This is a genomic window from Cobetia sp. UIB-001, assembly GCF_044789135.1.
GTDB lineage: Bacteria > Pseudomonadota > Gammaproteobacteria > Pseudomonadales > Halomonadaceae > Cobetia > Cobetia amphilecti.
The window spans coordinates 2,975,942-2,990,007 of sequence record NZ_CP058244.1 but is presented as its reverse complement, the minus strand read 5'-3'; the positions used below and the strand labels follow the sequence as shown (position 1 = coordinate 2,990,007).

13 protein-coding genes are annotated in these 14,066 nt (G+C 64.2%); 6 read left to right on the top strand and 7 right to left on the bottom strand.

The window, feature by feature from the left end; all coding sequences use genetic code 11:
* Positions 1-9: 9 nt before the first annotated feature.
* Complete coding sequence (locus HA399_RS12455; protein ID WP_404325143.1) at positions 10-1,617, bottom strand: carboxyl transferase domain-containing protein; 1,608 nt, start codon at positions 1,615-1,617, stop codon at positions 10-12.
* A gap of 56 nt (positions 1,618-1,673) precedes the next feature.
* Positions 1,674-2,843 carry an isovaleryl-CoA dehydrogenase gene (locus tag HA399_RS12450; protein ID WP_404325142.1) on the bottom strand — a complete coding sequence of 390 codons (1,170 nt, stop codon included), beginning with the start codon at positions 2,841-2,843 and terminating at the stop codon, positions 1,674-1,676.
* A 533-nt stretch (positions 2,844-3,376) separates the two neighbouring features.
* On the opposite strand from HA399_RS12450, the gene HA399_RS12445 reads away from it, so the two are divergent.
* From HA399_RS12445 to HA399_RS12435, 3 genes are all read left to right on the top strand, one after another.
* Complete coding sequence (locus tag HA399_RS12445) at positions 3,377-4,117, top strand: ATP-binding cassette domain-containing protein (RefSeq protein WP_131432512.1); 741 nt, start codon at positions 3,377-3,379, stop codon at positions 4,115-4,117.
* Positions 4,118-4,125: 8 nt separating this feature from the next.
* Positions 4,126-5,691 (top strand): glycine betaine ABC transporter substrate-binding protein, encoded by a 1,566-nt coding sequence (locus HA399_RS12440; protein WP_404325141.1) that lies wholly within the window; start codon positions 4,126-4,128, stop codon positions 5,689-5,691.
* Between the two features lie 225 nt (positions 5,692-5,916).
* Entirely contained in the window at positions 5,917-6,084 is a 168-nt protein-coding gene (locus tag HA399_RS12435) for a hypothetical protein (protein ID WP_404325140.1), read from the top strand.
* A 364-nt stretch (positions 6,085-6,448) separates the two neighbouring features.
* Here the strand turns inward: HA399_RS12435 and HA399_RS12430 are convergent, their stop codons facing one another.
* The 5 genes from HA399_RS12430 to HA399_RS12410 form a co-directional block, all read right to left on the bottom strand.
* Positions 6,449-7,753 (bottom strand): TRAP transporter large permease, encoded by a 1,305-nt coding sequence (locus tag HA399_RS12430; RefSeq protein ID WP_043331336.1) that lies wholly within the window; start codon positions 7,751-7,753, stop codon positions 6,449-6,451.
* A gap of 1 nt (position 7,754) precedes the next feature.
* Positions 7,755-8,312 carry a TRAP transporter small permease gene (locus tag HA399_RS12425; protein ID WP_043331335.1) on the bottom strand — a complete coding sequence of 186 codons (558 nt, stop codon included), beginning with the start codon at positions 8,310-8,312 and terminating at the stop codon, positions 7,755-7,757.
* Positions 8,313-8,572: 260 nt separating this feature from the next.
* Positions 8,573-9,592 carry a TRAP transporter substrate-binding protein gene (locus HA399_RS12420; protein WP_404325138.1) on the bottom strand — a complete coding sequence of 340 codons (1,020 nt, stop codon included), beginning with the start codon at positions 9,590-9,592 and terminating at the stop codon, positions 8,573-8,575.
* Between the two features lie 224 nt (positions 9,593-9,816).
* Positions 9,817-10,728, bottom strand: coding sequence for a LysR family transcriptional regulator (locus HA399_RS12415; RefSeq protein ID WP_107336255.1), 912 nt, complete (start codon positions 10,726-10,728; stop codon positions 9,817-9,819).
* A 132-nt stretch (positions 10,729-10,860) separates the two neighbouring features.
* Positions 10,861-11,301, bottom strand: a complete 441-nt coding sequence (locus HA399_RS12410; RefSeq protein WP_404325137.1) for a VOC family protein — start codon at positions 11,299-11,301, stop codon at positions 10,861-10,863.
* A gap of 282 nt (positions 11,302-11,583) precedes the next feature.
* Between HA399_RS12410 and HA399_RS12405 the strand changes: the two genes are divergently transcribed.
* Genes HA399_RS12405 through HA399_RS12395 form a run of 3 tightly spaced genes read left to right on the top strand, consistent with a single transcriptional unit; the run spans position 11,584 to position 14,056 of the window.
* Positions 11,584-12,351, top strand: coding sequence for a 5-oxoprolinase subunit PxpA (locus HA399_RS12405; protein ID WP_054555509.1), 768 nt, complete (start codon positions 11,584-11,586; stop codon positions 12,349-12,351).
* Positions 12,351-13,097, top strand: coding sequence for an allophanate hydrolase subunit 1 (locus tag HA399_RS12400; RefSeq protein WP_404325136.1), 747 nt, complete (start codon positions 12,351-12,353; stop codon positions 13,095-13,097). Before HA399_RS12405 ends, HA399_RS12400 begins: the two co-directional genes overlap by 1 nt.
* Positions 13,094-14,056 (top strand): biotin-dependent carboxyltransferase family protein, encoded by a 963-nt coding sequence (locus HA399_RS12395; RefSeq protein WP_404325135.1) that lies wholly within the window; start codon positions 13,094-13,096, stop codon positions 14,054-14,056. Before HA399_RS12400 ends, HA399_RS12395 begins: the two co-directional genes overlap by 4 nt.
* Positions 14,057-14,066 lie beyond the last annotated feature (10 nt).

The following is a 14,066-nucleotide window of genomic DNA, read 5'->3' as shown; positions in this document are numbered from 1 at the left end:
CTTGATGGTTTACATGCGAAGCACACCGAAGCGACTGTCCTCGATCTCGGCATTCATGGCCGCGGCCAGTGACAGCCCCAGGATGTCGCGGGTCTGCAGCGGGTCGATCACGCCGTCATCCCACAGGCGCGCACTGGCATAGGTCGGATGGCCCTGACGCTCGTACTGCTCGCGTACCGGCGCCTTGAAGGCCTCTTCTTCCTCGGCGGGCCACTCGCGCCCCTCGCGGGCATGCTGGTCGCGCTTGACCTGTGCCAGCACGTTGGCGGCCTGCTCGCCGCCCATCACTGAGATGCGTGAGTTGGGCCACATGAACAGCAGGTTGGGGTCATAGGCGCGCCCGCACATGCCGTAGTTGCCCGCGCCGAAACTGCCACCGATCAGCACCGTGAACTTGGGTACCCTGGCGCAGGCCACCGCTGCCACTAGCTTGGCGCCGTGCTTCGCGATGCCTTCGTGCTCGTAGCGCGAGCCGACCATGAAGCCGGTGATGTTCTGCAGAAAGATCAGCGGAATCCGGCGCTGGGTGCACAGCTCGATGAAGTGCGCGCCCTTGAGGGCGCTTTCCGAGAACAGCACGCCATTGTTGGCGAGAATGCCGACCGGATGGCCATGCAGATGCGCGAAGCCGGTGACCAGCGTCTCGCCGTATTCGCGCTTGAACTCGTCGAAGTCCGAGTCATCCACCAGGCGGCCGATCACTTCGCGCACGTCGTAGGGTTTCTTGAGGTCGGTGCCGACGATGCCGTAGAGCTCCTGCGGGTCCAGGCGTGGCGGACGCGATTCACGCAGCGCGAGCTGGCCCTTGCGTTGCCAGTTGAGGCGCGACACGGCGCGGCGAGCCAGCTGCAGGGCATGGGCGTCGTTGTCGGCCAGATGGTCGGCCACGCCGCTGATCTTGCAGTGCACCTCGGCGCCGCCCAGCGCCTCGGCGCTGATGTCCTCACCGGTGGCGGCCTTCACCAGCGGCGGCCCCGCCAGGAAGATGGTGCCTTGCTCGCGCACGATGATGGATTCGTCCGCCATCGCCGGCACGTAGGCGCCGCCTGCGGTGCATGACCCCATCACCACGGCGATCTGCGGGATACCCTCGGCAGACAGCGTGGCCTGGTTGTAGAAGATGCGGCCGAAGTGGTCGCGGTCCGGGAAGACCTCGTCCTGGTGGGGCAGATGCGCGCCACCGGAATCGACCAGATAGAGGCAGGGCAGGCGATGCTTGCGGGCGATTTCCTGGGCGCGCAGATGCTTCTTGGCCGTCATCGGGAAGTAGGTGCCGCCCTTGACGGTGGCGTCGTTGGCGACGATGACGCACTCCACGCCGCTGACGCGGCCGATGCCGGTGACCAGGCCCGCGCCGGGGACGGGGCTGTCGTAGACGTCGTGGGCCGCCAGCGCGGAGAGTTCGAGGAAGGGCGAGCCTTCATCGATCAGGTGGTCGATGCGTTCGCGCACGAACAGCTTGCCGCGCGACTCGTGACGTTCACGCGCCTTGTCACCGCCACCGGCCGCGACGGCCTCCAGCAGCTGGTGCAGGCGATCGACCTCGGCCTGCATCGCCGTTTCATTGGCGCGGAACTGGTCACTGCGCGGATTGATCAGGGAGGTCAGTATGGCCATCGAGCAAGCTCCAGCGGCGAAGGGGGACGAAAAAGAGTAGGGGATGACGAGAGGTATCAGGCGCTCTCGTTGAACAGTTCACGCCCGATCAGCATGCGGCGGATCTCGCTGGTGCCGGCGCCGATCTCGTAAAGCTTGGCGTCTCGCAGCAGGCGCCCGGTGGCGTACTCGTTGATGTAGCCGTTGCCGCCGAGCAGCTGGATGGCATCCAGCGCCATCTGGGTGGCCTTCTCGGCGCAGTAGAGAATCACGCCCGCGGCGTCCTTGCGTGAGGTCTGGCCGCGATCACAGGCGTTGGCGACCGCATACAGATAGGCGCGACAGGCATTGAGCGTGGTGTACATGTCGGCGACCTTGCCCTGCACCAGCTGGAATTCACCGATGGCCTGGCCGAACTGACGACGCTCATGCAGGTAGGGCACCACGATGTCCATGCAGGCCTGCATGATGCCGATGGGGCCGGCGGCCAGTACGGTGCGCTCGAAATCGAGCCCGCGCATCAACACCTTGACGCCACGATTGACCTCACCCAGCACGTTCTCGACCGGCACCTGGCAATCCTGGAAGACCAGTTCGCAGGTGTTGGATCCGCGCATGCCGAGCTTGTCGAGCTTCTGGGCAGTGGAGAAACCGGGGAAGTCCTGCTCGATGATGAAGGCGGTGATGCCCTTGGAGCCGGCGTCCGGGTCGGTCTTCGCGTAGACCACCAGGGTGTGGGCATCCGGGCCGTTGGTGATCCACATCTTGTTGCCGTTGAGCACGTAGTGATCGCCACGCAGCTCGGCCTTGAGCTGCATCGAGACCACGTCAGAGCCGGCGCCGGGTTCTGACATCGCCAGCGCGCCGACATGCTCGCCACTCATCAGTTTCGGCAGATAACGTGCCTTCTGTTCGGGAGTACCGTTGAGCTTGATCTGGTTCACGCACAGGTTGGAATGCGCGCCGTAGGAGAGCGCCACCGAGGCGCTGGCGCGCGAGATCTCTTCCATCGCGATGCAGTGCGCCAGATAGCCCATGCCGCTGCCGCCGTCCTCGTCGGGCACGGTAATGCCGAGCAAGCCCATGTCGCCGAACTTCTGCCACAGGTCATCGGGGAAGGCATTGCTGGCATCGATCTCGGCGGCGCGCGGGGCGATCTCGTCGCGGGCAAAGGCGTTGACCTGCTCACGCAGCAGGGTGTGTGTCTCGTCGAGTCCGAAATCCAGCGGTGAATAGAGGCTGTGCATGATCTGGCATCCTGTAGATCGGTGAAGCGCGATGAGCAAGGCCCGCCAAGGGCTGTGATGACCTGATGGCGAACGTCTGTCGCAAACGGTCAGTCGCGAAGGGTCTGTCGCGAACGGTCTGTCACGTAGGGCTTATCAAGTCCGCCCGCCATGGGCCGCCTTGGCGTGTGATGGAAATTACTCTAGGTCAAAGTTGACGTTAACGTAAAGGTCATTATGCGGCGCTTTGACCAAGGTCGCAGGGCTTGCGGCAGAAGGTCAGCAGGGAGACTCGGGAAGGGGAGTGTCAGGTAGAGAAACTCAAGTCGAGAAAGTCAGCTCAGGAAACGAAATTGCTCCGGCATCGCCGGGGTGACTTGATAAGCTGAGACGCTGTAGTCACTGTTGATTGAGGAAGTCGTGAGGGCGTCAGTGGGGAGCATTCCCGTCCCCTGCCTGGTGTCACCGGCACTCTTTAGTGTGCAAGTGCGCTGACTCGCCAGCGCATTCCACCATTCCAGACTCATGCTCACCTGCCTAGAAGGACCTACTCGATGAGTGATGACACCGCCCCGGCAGTCCGCTTCAGCGGCCTGCACAAGGGCTTTGCCGGTCAGCGCCTGTTTGAAGGCATTGATCTTGAACTGCCGCGTGACCGCATCACCGCCCTGGTCGGTGCCAGCGGCTGTGGCAAATCGACCCTGCTGCAGCTGATCAATGGCTTGATCCGCCCGGATGAAGGCGAGGTGAAGGTGTTCGGCGCCGCCGTCGATTACGCCAACCTGCCAGCCATGCGCCGCCGCATCGGCTATGCCGTCCAGCAGATCGGCCTCTTTCCCCATCTCAGCGTGCGCGACAACGTTGCCATTCTTGCTGACCGCGAAGGCTGGAGCGCCGAGCGCGTCAAGGCACGTATCGCGCGTCTGTTCCAGATGATGGATCTCGACATGGCGCTGCTGACGCGCTATCCCCACGAGATTTCCGGCGGTCAGGCCCAGCGCGTCGGGCTGTGTCGCGCCATGATGCTGGAGCCACCGTTGCTGCTGCTCGATGAGGCCTTCTCGGCGGTCGATCCGATCACGCGCATCGAGGTGCATGCCCAGTTCCAGCGCATGCAGCAGGAGGAGCCGCGCAGCGTGGTGATGGTCACCCACGACATGAACGAGGCGCTGAGCCTGTCCGATCACATGGTGGTGATGGCGCCCGGCGTGGTGCTGCAGGCCGCCAGTCCCGACACCATCACCACGGCGCCAGCGGATGAGCGCGTGGCCCGACTGCTGGAGGCTCGCGCATGAAGACGCTGATGACGACTCCCGTCCTGCAACGCTCGCGCCGCGGGCTGTCCGGCGCGTTGATGGTCGCCGGTCTGGCGCTTGCCAGTCTTGGGGCGCTGGTGACCAGCCCGCTTGCCAGCGCGGAAGAGGAAGCCGCGACATGGCCCGAGGACAAGCCGATCGTGGTCGGCTCCAAGGCTGACCGCGAAGGGCATCTGCTGGGCGAGATCTTCGCGCAGGTGCTGGAGGACGCCGGCTTCACGGTCGAGCGCCGTCTGGGGCTGGGGCAGACCATCATCACCTATCAGGGGCTGGCGGAAGGCGAGCTGGATGTCTATCCCGAATACACCGGCACCCTGGCCCACGCCATTCTCAAGCTGGATGACGTGCCTCCGCTCGAGAAGCTTGACGAGCTGAGCCGCGAGCAGGGCCTGCGCGTGCTCGAGCCGCTGGGCTTCAACAATACCTACGCCGTCAGCATGCGCCGCGATCAGGCCGAGTCGCTGGGCATCAGTACCATCGGCGATATGGCCGATCACCCGGATCTGTCCGTCGCGATGTCGCATGAGTTCATCAAGCGTCCGGATGGCTGGCCGGGGCTGGCCGCGGAATACGGCCTTTCCCAGGTGCCGCGTGGCATCGAGCACGGCATCGCCTATCAGGCGCTGCGCAAGAGCAAGATCGACGCCACCGATGCCTATTCCACCGAGGGCGATATCAAGCGCTTCGACTTCGTGCTGCTCGACGATGACAAGGGCTACTTCCCCGAGTATCTGGCGGTGCCCTTCGTGAATGCCGCCTTGCCGGAAGATGCCGTCGCGGCGCTCAACCAGCTGGCGGGCAGCCTCGATGAAGACAGCATGCAGGCGCTCAACGCCCGCGTTTCCACCGATGAGCAGAGCTTCGCCCAGGTCGCCAGTCGCTTCATTCAGGAGCAGGGCATCACCACCGAGCAGCGTGAAGTCAGCGGCGCCAAGTGGGACAAGCTGGGCACCAATCTGATCGAGCACCTGCAGTTGACGCTGTCCGCGCTGCTGCTGGCGTGTCTGGTCGGCCTGCCGCTGTCACTGCTTGTCTATCGCAATCCGAAGGTCTCGCGGGTGGTGCTCTACGTCACCGGCCTGCTGCAGACCATCCCCTCCATCGCGCTGCTGGCACTGATGATTCCGCTGTTCGGCATCGGGGTGGTACCGGCGGTGATCGCGTTGTTCGTCTATTCCTTGCTGCCGATCATCCGCGCGGCGATCACCGCGTTGCTGACGGTGGACCCGCTGTTGGTCAAGGTGGCACGTGGCATGGGCCTGACGCGTCGTGAGCAGCTGCGTCACGTCATCCTGCCGCTGGCGACGCCCAATCTGCTCACCGGTATCAAGACCGCCGCCATCATCAATATCGGCACCGCGACGCTGGCAGCCTTCATCGGCGCCGGGGGGCTGGGCGAGCCGATCGTCACCGGGCTTTCGCTCAATGACTATGATCTGGTGCTTTACGGGGCGATTCCCGCGGCATTGCTGGCCATCTGTGCCGAGCTGCTGTTCGAGCTGTTCGAGCGCCTGGTGATACCGGCGCATATGCGGGGCCTGAAGGCTCGCTGAGCCGGAAAAAAACGGCGTAGTACATTACACGACAATCATGTCGCAACTCTTGTACAAGGCGTGCAGTAAAAAAGGAAGGCTGCTGCGAAGGTTTAACGTTGGTCGTCGATCAGAGTAATGTGAAGGGGAAAGTAAGGGCTTGCTGACAGGGCTTGCAGACAGCGCCGGGCAATCTTGTACGGCCCGGCCTTGCAGCAGCCTCTACCCCCTTTGAAGGAGAGATTCATGCGTATCAAAAATCTGTTTCCGATTGCACTGGTCGCGGCGACTCTGGCCCTGAGTGGTTGTGGTCTGTTCGGTCATGGCCACGGCCATGGTGGTCACGGCGGTGGCGGCAAAGGTCACGCGATGATCGACACCCCGGCCAGCGCACCGGCGGATCATCTGTCCTGATCTAGCCTCGCCTGTCGGTTGACGAAGAAGCCGCCCCTTTCTGCCTCACGGCAAGGAAGGGGCGGCTTTTTCGTGTGCGTGTGCGTATGCGTGTGCCGATCTGAGCTGAGCTGTGTGGGGCAAGGCTGTGTGTGCGAGGACGGTGCTTTCAGTCGCAGTGCTATGTGGGCGGCGAGCGGCAAGCGCTGGACAGGTGGCATAAAAAAGACCTCCCCGAGGGGGAGGTCTGCAAGCACGTCACCGTATGTCTGCCGTGACGCTCGGCGCCCTTGAGGCAAGGGTCGACCGATAGAGGTGCCGACAGCTGCGGTTCCTGAGACTGGAAGCGCTACCAGCTGCCATCCATGGCATCGGGGTCAGATGATCAGTTGTTCATGGCCTGCGGAAGATAGAGCACGATCTCCGGGAAGACGTGCATCAGCACGATGGAGAAGATCATCAGCAGGAAGAACGGCAGAGTCGCCTTGGTGATGGTGATGATGTCCTTGCCGGTCAGGCTCTGGATCACGAACAGGTTGAAGCCGACCGGCGGGGTGATCTGCGACATCTCGACCACGATGATCAGGTAGATACCGAACCAGATCAGGTCGAAACCGGCGGCTTCGATGACCGGCATGATGATGGAGGTCACCAGCAGGATCAGCGAGATGCCGTCGAGGAAGCAGCCCAGGATCAGCAGGAACAGCGTCAGCACCACCAGCAGCATGGTCGGCGACAGTCCCAGGGTGGCGATGCCTTCGGCCAGCTGCATCGGAATCTGGGTGAAGCTCATCGCGGAGGACAGGAAGGAGGCACCGGCGATGATGAAGGCGATCATGCACGAGGTGCGCAGCGCCGCGAACAGCGATTCCTTGAAGGTGGCGGCGGTCATGTGGCCGTTGAGGCGCGCGATGATCAGCGACAGTACCACGCCGACCGCGGCCGCTTCGGTGGGTGACGCCAGGCCACCGTAGATGCTGCCGAGGATGCCGCCGATCAGTGCCAGCAGCGGAATCAGCTGGGCGCTGTTGCGCAGCTTGGCCATGAAGCCCATGTGCGGCTCGTCATGGCCGGCGCGGCCCTGCGGCTCACCGACGACCTTCGACCAGATCGCCAGGTAGCCCATGAACAGGGCCAGCAGCAGCATGCCCGGCAGGACGCCGGCGATGAACAGACGCGAGATGGACTGCTCGGTGACCACGCCGTAGACGATCATCATGATCGACGGCGGAATCAGCAGGCCGAGGGTCGAGGCACTGGCGAGGGTACCGATGGCCAGGTTGCTGTCGTAGCCGCGACGTTCAAGTTCCGGCAGCGTCATCTTGCCGACGGTGGCACAGGTGGCGGCGGAGGAGCCGCACACGGCGGCGAACAGACCGCTGCCGATGATGTTGGAGTGCAGCAGGCGGCCCGGCAGGCGATTGAGCCACGGTGCCAGCGCGCGGAACATGTTGTCGGCCAGTCCGGAGCGGAACAGGATCTCGCCCATCCACACGAACATCGGCAGGGCGGTCAGGTCCCAGCCGTAGCTGGCACCCCAGAAATCGGAGGCCAGGATCGGGCCGGTCTCGAAGGTGGAGAAGAAGGTCAGCACGATCCAGCCGGTGCCGATCAGTGAGAAGGCGACCCACACGCCGCTGCCGAGCAGCAAGGCGAGGGCCAGCAGAGTGACGAGGATGAGTGTCAGCATGTCATTCGGCTCCGTCTTCGGGCTCGGGCGCCACATAGCTTGAGGGCGCAGTGAAGGCGGTGCGCAGCGTGGCGATCAGGGTCTCGAGAATCGCCAGGCACAGCAGGCCGGTACCGGCGACCAGCACGCTCTGCGGAATCCACAGCGGCAGCGCCAGCAGGCCGGAGGAGATGTCGTGGTACTCGAGGCTCTCGCCGACCAGCAGTACCAGTTCATGGGTGATCAACACGCTCAGGCCGAGTGCGATCAGCAGCGCGAGGCTTTCGATCCATACGCGCACGGCGGCCGGCAGGCGGTTGATGACCAGCGTCACGCGGATATGGGCGTGATGCGTGAAGGTGTAGGCGAGGCTCAGGAAGGTGGCGCCGACCAGCAGGAAGGCAGCCATTTCCGACACGCCGGAGATCTCGAAGCCGAGACGCTCGGCGCCAAACATCACCATGATGGCGTCGATCAGGCGCAGGAAGACTTGCAGGCTGACGAGGGTGCAGATCAGCAGCATGCAGGCCGCCGCACCCCACGCACCGAGGCGATAGAGTCTGTCGAAGAAATAGGTCATGACGGGCGCTCACAGGGAAGGTGAGGGTGGCCACGCGATGCTGCGCACAGGCTTGTCCGTGGGTCACCTGCCGGCGGACGGCAGGTGTCGGGGTCTCGAGTGGCATATCGCGTGGCGGGATAGCAACGCTGCAGCTGGGGTCAATCAGGACATCTGCAGCGCTCAGGCAATGCTCAGACGTTGCTCAGGCAGTGCACGGTCGATGCGCTCAGCGACGTGACCAGCGTTCAGCGCCGGGCAGTCGGGCTTGCGAGCGAATCTCAGACATCCAGGTCTGCGCGGTAGCGCTCGAGCAGCTGCTGGCCTTCTTCACCGGCACGCGACTTCCAGTCCTGGAACAGCTTGTCACCGGCGGCCTTCAAGTCTTCGGCCAGCTTGGCGTCAGGCTCGCTGATGGTAAAGCCATTCTCGGTCAGCACCTTGGCGCTCTCGTCGGCATCGGCCTTGCTGGCTTCCCAGCCGCGGGTCTCGGCGGCCTTGGCGGCATCGAGCACGGCTTGCTGGGTGCTCTCGTCGAGACGATCGAAGGCGCGCTTGTTGACGAAGACGATGTTCTTCGGCAGCCACAGCTTGGCGTCGTTGTAGTGCTTGACGTAATCCCAGGCCGACATGGACTTGCCGGTGGAGCTGGAGGTGATCATCGCGTCGACACGGCCGGTGCTGAAGGCGGTGGGGATGTCGGCTTCTTCGGTCTCGGTGGGCTTGCCGCCGACGTTCTCGACGAAGCGCTGGGTGTTGATGTTGGGCGCGCGGATACGCAGGCCCTTGAGCTGGGAGACGTCGGTCAGGTCGAAATCGGTGTAGATGCCCTGGGCCGGCCAGGCGACCGCGTACAGCGGCATCAGACCTTCCTTGGCGAACAGCTCGGTGATGTCCGGCTTGGAGGCCTGCCAGAGGGCGAAGGCTTCTTCGTAGCTGGAGGCGACGCCCGGCAGGGTGTCCAGCTCGTAGACCGGCGATTCGTTGGAGAGAATCGACAGGAAGATCTCACCGGCCTGGACGGTGCCGCGACGCACGGAAGGCTTGATCTCGCCGTGGGAGATCAGGGAACCGCCGCTGTGCACGGTCACGGTCAGCTCGCCATCGGTAGCCTCGGTGACGTCCTCGGCGAACTGCTTGGTGTTCTTGGTGTGGAAGCTGGCATCGCCATACGGTGTGGCGAGGTTCCACTGTGCCGCGAGTGCCGAGCCACTGAAGGCCAGGGCACCCACTGTCGCCAGCCAGACGAAGGACTTGACTGTCGGGGTCTTGCGAGTGAGGGAATCGTTGGGCTTACGCATGTCTTGTTCCTCATTATTATTGAATGTTGTCGGCAGACAATTTCATTCTTCAAGCGACGGGCCATCCCGTCCAATCGTTAATTCTGATGCGTAGTATCGATGAAATCTTTCACAGTGTCGTCGCATGAAAGCCTTTGACGATATTGTTAGACCTTGGTCTGACGCTGATCTGATGCAGGGCAGGGCGCGATCAACCCTGACTCAGCGCATGGCAGGCGGCCTGATCAGGGATCGGAATGCGCGTGTTGCTGCGAGTAGGTCTCGGCACACTGGCGGCCGAGACGTGCCACGCTGGCACAGAAATCGGGATAGTTGGCATTGCGCCAGATGGCTTCATAGACCATTGGCGGCAATGGGGTCTTCAGTGGCAGGCGCACCAGTTCGCCGTGGCTGATGACATCCTCCACCGTGGCGACCGGCAGTACGCCGATGCCAAGCCCTTCGCTGCTCATGCGCAGGATGGTCATCAGGGTGCTGGTGCAGTGCACCTTGGGCTGGGTGATGCCCTGTTCCGACAGATAGCTGACCAGCTCGGTATAGGGGCGCGCCTGCTTGCTGAAGGAGATGAATGGCGTGGAGGCGAAGCGCTCGCCATCCTCGGCCAGCTGCTCGGCGAGGGTCGGCGAGGCGAACATGCCCATCTCGAAGGTGCACAGCGGAGTCTGGGTGGCGTAGGGCCCCATGGCGGCGCTGTCCATCGCGAACAGCATGTCGAGATCATTGTCGGCCAGACGCTGATGCAGGGAGGGCGAGATGTCGACGGTCATTTCCAGCGTCAGCTTGGGATAGCGTTCGGCCAGCTGGCGCATGAAGGCGGGGAACCAGCTGTTGGCGATGGTCTCGATCACGCCCAGACGCAGGGTGCCTGAGAAGGCGCCTTCTTCCTGAAACAGACGCATGGCTTCGTCGCGGCCACTGAGCAGGCGCTCGGCGTGGGCGAAGAACTCTCGCCCGCGCAGGGTGGGCTGGATGGGGCGGGTGGCGCGTTCCAGCAGGGATTCGCCGACGGTGGCTTCCAGGCGGTTGATGCGGTCCGAGATGGAGGGCTGGGTCAGGTGAAGCTTGGTCGCGCCCTTGCGGAACGAGCCAAGCCGGACCACCCAGACGAAGGCCTCGAGTTCCTTGAAGTCGAACATGGCAGATGCCCCGTGATGAATCGTGAAGACCGCCCATCTTGCCGCATGCAGCGCGGGGCGTCAGCTTTCATCACGGGGCATGGCCCGCGTCAGGCCGGGCGCGGGCTCATTCGCTTGCGCGGGTCGCTCACGTCATTTGCGAAACAGCTGGCTTTCGCGGTCCTTGAAGGCCTTGAATTCCAGTGCATTGCCGGTGGGGTCGAGGAAGAACATCGTCGCCTGTTCGCCGGGTTCGCCCTTGAAGCGGATATGGGGCTCGATCTCGAAGGTGACGCCCTCGGCGATGAGGCGGTCCGCCAGTGCCTGCCAGGCCTCCATCTCCAGTACCACGCCGAAGTGCGGCACCGGCACGCCATGGCCATCGACCGGATTGCGGTGCTGAGCGACGGCGCTTGCCGGGTCGGCCAGCGCCGGATTCAGGTGACAGACGAATTGGTGGCCATAGAGGTCGAAATCGACCCAGCTGTCGGACGAGCGGCCCTCGGGGCAGCCCAGAAACTCGCCATAGAAGCGGCGTGCCTCGGCGATATCGCGGACCTGGATGGCGAGGTGGAACGGGTCGCTGACGGCCATGGTGAAACTCCTGTTGTTGTTGGGGATTCGGCTGCGCAAAGAATGACTTCAGACCAGCGGTGGGCGGGCTGACAGGCCCTGAAGTCACCGCTCGGCTCGCCCAAGACAGAAGCATGACGCGCGCTGTCGGGCAAGCGATACACGGCCGGTGCTTTCATGGCGCAAGATGATGAAAGATTTCACCGATATGACGAATCATAAAATACGATTGGATACCAAGGCGGCCCCTTACATAGAGTGGAGGCATAACAACACACAAGATCTGACCTGTGAGGTTCCGCTATGTCCCGCTCTGCTCCCTCCCTCCCCCTGCTCAACTGCGATATGGGCGAAAGCTTCGGCAACTGGAAGATCGGTCTGGATGAAGAGGTCATGCCCTTCGTCGACTGCGCCAATATCGCCTGTGGTTTCCACGCCTCCGACCCCACCATCATGCGTCGCACCGTGCGTCTGGCGGTCAAGCATGACGTGCGCATCGGTGCGCACCCGGCCTACCCGGACCTGCAAGGCTTCGGCCGTCGCTCGATGGCGTGTTCGCCTGCCGAAGTCGAGGACATGCTGCTCTATCAGATCGGCGCGCTCGATGGCATCTGTCGCGCCGAAGGCACTCGTGTCCAGTACGTGAAGCCGCATGGTGCGCTCTACAACGACATGGCCGCCGACCCGACGCTGCTGCGCGCCGTCATGCAGGCCGTGGTGCGCTATGACGCCAGCCTGCCGCTGATGGTGATGGCAACCGCCAACCCCGCGCCGATGCAGGCGCTGGCCGACGAGATGGGCATCACGCTGTGGTTCGAGGCCTTCGCCGACCGTGCCTATGACTCACGCGGCCACCTGGTGTCGCGTCGTGAGCCGGGCGCCGTGCATCATGACAGCGAGGTGATCATCGCCCAGTCCGTGACGCTGGCGCGTGGTGAAGCGCTGACCGACAGCAGCGGCGGTGACCTGGTGCTGTCCGCCGATACGCTGTGCGTGCACGGTGACAACGCCGAGTCCGTGGCCGCGGTGCGCGCCATCCGTGAAGCCTTCGATACGTTGGCGGGTGCCTGATGGCGGGGGCTGACAGCCACGGCCGTGGCACGTCACCGCAACTGCGCCTCGAGACCGTCGGCATGGACTCGCTGATCATCCGGCTGTTCGATCGCATCGAGGAATCCAACATGGCCTGGGTGCTGGCCGCCGACAGTGCGCTGCGTGAAGCCTTCGGCGCGTCGCTGGTCGATCTGGTGCCGTCCTACACCACGCTGCTGCTGCACTACGATGTGGCCGCGCTGGAAGAAGGCGAGGCGCGTGCCCGCATCCAGGCCGCGCTGGCGGATCTCGCGCCGGGCAGTGGCCAGCAGGGCCAGCTGCATGAAGTGCCCGTCTGGTATGACGACAGTGTCGGGCCGGAGCTGGCGCCGATCGCCGCGCGGCTGGGCATCAGCGTCGAGGCACTGATCGAGCGCCACGGGGCGCATGACTACTGCGTGTTCGCCCTCGGCTTCGCGCCCGGTTTCGCCTTCATGGGCGTGCTGGAAGAGGCGCTGACCACGCCGCGTCTCAAGACGCCGCGTCAGAAGATCGCCCCCGGCAGCGTCGGCATCGCCGACCGTCAGGCCGCCATCTACCCGTCTCGCTCACCCGGCGGCTGGAACATTCTGGGCCGTACGCCCATCACGCTGTTCGGGCGCAATGAGGCCGGTGAACCGTCCAGCCGTTTCATGCCCGGTGATCGCGTGCGCTTTGTCTCCGTGAGCCGAGAGGAATTCGTTCGCCTGGGCGGCGATGTCACCCCGCTGGAGGAACGCGCATGAGCGACGTGAAGACGAAGACGACGCTGCGCGTCGAGCGAAGTGGTGCCCTGGCACTGGTGCAGGACGCTGGCCGTCTGGGCGTGCGTCATCTGGGCGTGACCCAGGGTGGGGCAGCGGACTGGGTGTCGCTGGGTTGGGCCAACTGGCTGCTGGGCAACGCCCATGATGCGCCGGGACTCGAGATCACCATGGGCGGCGGCTTGCTGCTCAAGGTCGAACAGGCCGGCACCCTGGCGCTGTGCGGTGCGGACCTGGCCGCGACCCTCGACGGCGAGGCGCTCGCGCCGGGTCAGGCCTTCGAGGTGACCAGCGGACAGCAGCTCAAGTTCGAGCGTCCCGTTGCTGGCCTGCGCGCCTATCTGGCCTTCCCCGGTGGCCTGGATGTCGCCCCGGTGCTGGGCAGTGCCGCCAGCACGGTGCGCGATGGCCTCGGCGGGCTGGATGGCGAAGGGCGGGCACTGGCCAGCGGTGATGTGCTGACCGCTGCCAGCAATGAGCTGTCGCTGCGCGAGCTGCCAGCCTCGGCACAGGCATGGCAGCAGTCGCTGGCCGCCAGGGAAGGCGAGGCGCTTGAATTGCCGCTGGTCGTGGGGGCGCAGATCGCCGAGTTCAGTGGCGACAGCCTCTATCGCGCCTTCAACAGCGAATGGGCGGTGGATGGGCGCGCCGATCGCATGGGCGTGCGTCTGACCGGCCCGCGTCTCGAGCGTGAAGGAGCGGGCATGGTGTCCGAGGGTATTCCGCTGGGCGCCGTGCAGGTGCCGGCCGATGGCCAGCCCATCATATTGCTCAATGATCGCCAGACCATCGGCGGCTACCCGCGCCTTGGCGCGCTGACGCCACTGGCCTGTGCACAGCTCGGGCAATGTGTGCCGGGCACTCGGGTGCGACTGGCGGCCGTGACACCGGGACAGGCGCGTCGTGATCACCTCGAGGTGCTGGCCGGCTGGCAGTCGTGATGCGCCGCAG

Bases quoted from the DNA above. Each gene is read 5' to 3' on its own strand.
- HA399_RS12425 (WP_043331335.1), bottom strand. From the start codon at position 8,312: ATGACCTATTTCTTCGACAGACTCTATCGCCTCGGTGCGTGGGGTGCG.
- HA399_RS12445 (WP_131432512.1), top strand. From the start codon at position 3,377: ATGAGTGATGACACCGCCCCGGCAGTCCGCTTCAGCGGCCTGCACAAG.
- HA399_RS12420 (WP_404325138.1), bottom strand. From the start codon at position 9,592: ATGCGTAAGCCCAACGATTCCCTCACTCGCAAGACCCCGACAGTCAAG.
- HA399_RS12440 (WP_404325141.1), top strand. From the start codon at position 4,126: ATGACGACTCCCGTCCTGCAACGCTCGCGCCGCGGGCTGTCCGGCGCG.
- HA399_RS12435 (WP_404325140.1), top strand. From the start codon at position 5,917: ATGCGTATCAAAAATCTGTTTCCGATTGCACTGGTCGCGGCGACTCTG.
- HA399_RS12415 (WP_107336255.1), bottom strand. From the start codon at position 10,728: ATGTTCGACTTCAAGGAACTCGAGGCCTTCGTCTGGGTGGTCCGGCTT.
- HA399_RS12395 (WP_404325135.1), top strand. From the start codon at position 13,094: ATGAGCGACGTGAAGACGAAGACGACGCTGCGCGTCGAGCGAAGTGGT.
- HA399_RS12405 (WP_054555509.1), top strand. From the start codon at position 11,584: ATGTCCCGCTCTGCTCCCTCCCTCCCCCTGCTCAACTGCGATATGGGC.
- HA399_RS12430 (WP_043331336.1), bottom strand. From the start codon at position 7,753: ATGCTGACACTCATCCTCGTCACTCTGCTGGCCCTCGCCTTGCTGCTC.
- HA399_RS12400 (WP_404325136.1), top strand. From the start codon at position 12,351: ATGGCGGGGGCTGACAGCCACGGCCGTGGCACGTCACCGCAACTGCGC.
- HA399_RS12455 (WP_404325143.1), bottom strand. From the start codon at position 1,617: ATGGCCATACTGACCTCCCTGATCAATCCGCGCAGTGACCAGTTCCGC.
- HA399_RS12450 (WP_404325142.1), bottom strand. From the start codon at position 2,843: ATGCACAGCCTCTATTCACCGCTGGATTTCGGACTCGACGAGACACAC.
- HA399_RS12410 (WP_404325137.1), bottom strand. From the start codon at position 11,301: ATGGCCGTCAGCGACCCGTTCCACCTCGCCATCCAGGTCCGCGATATC.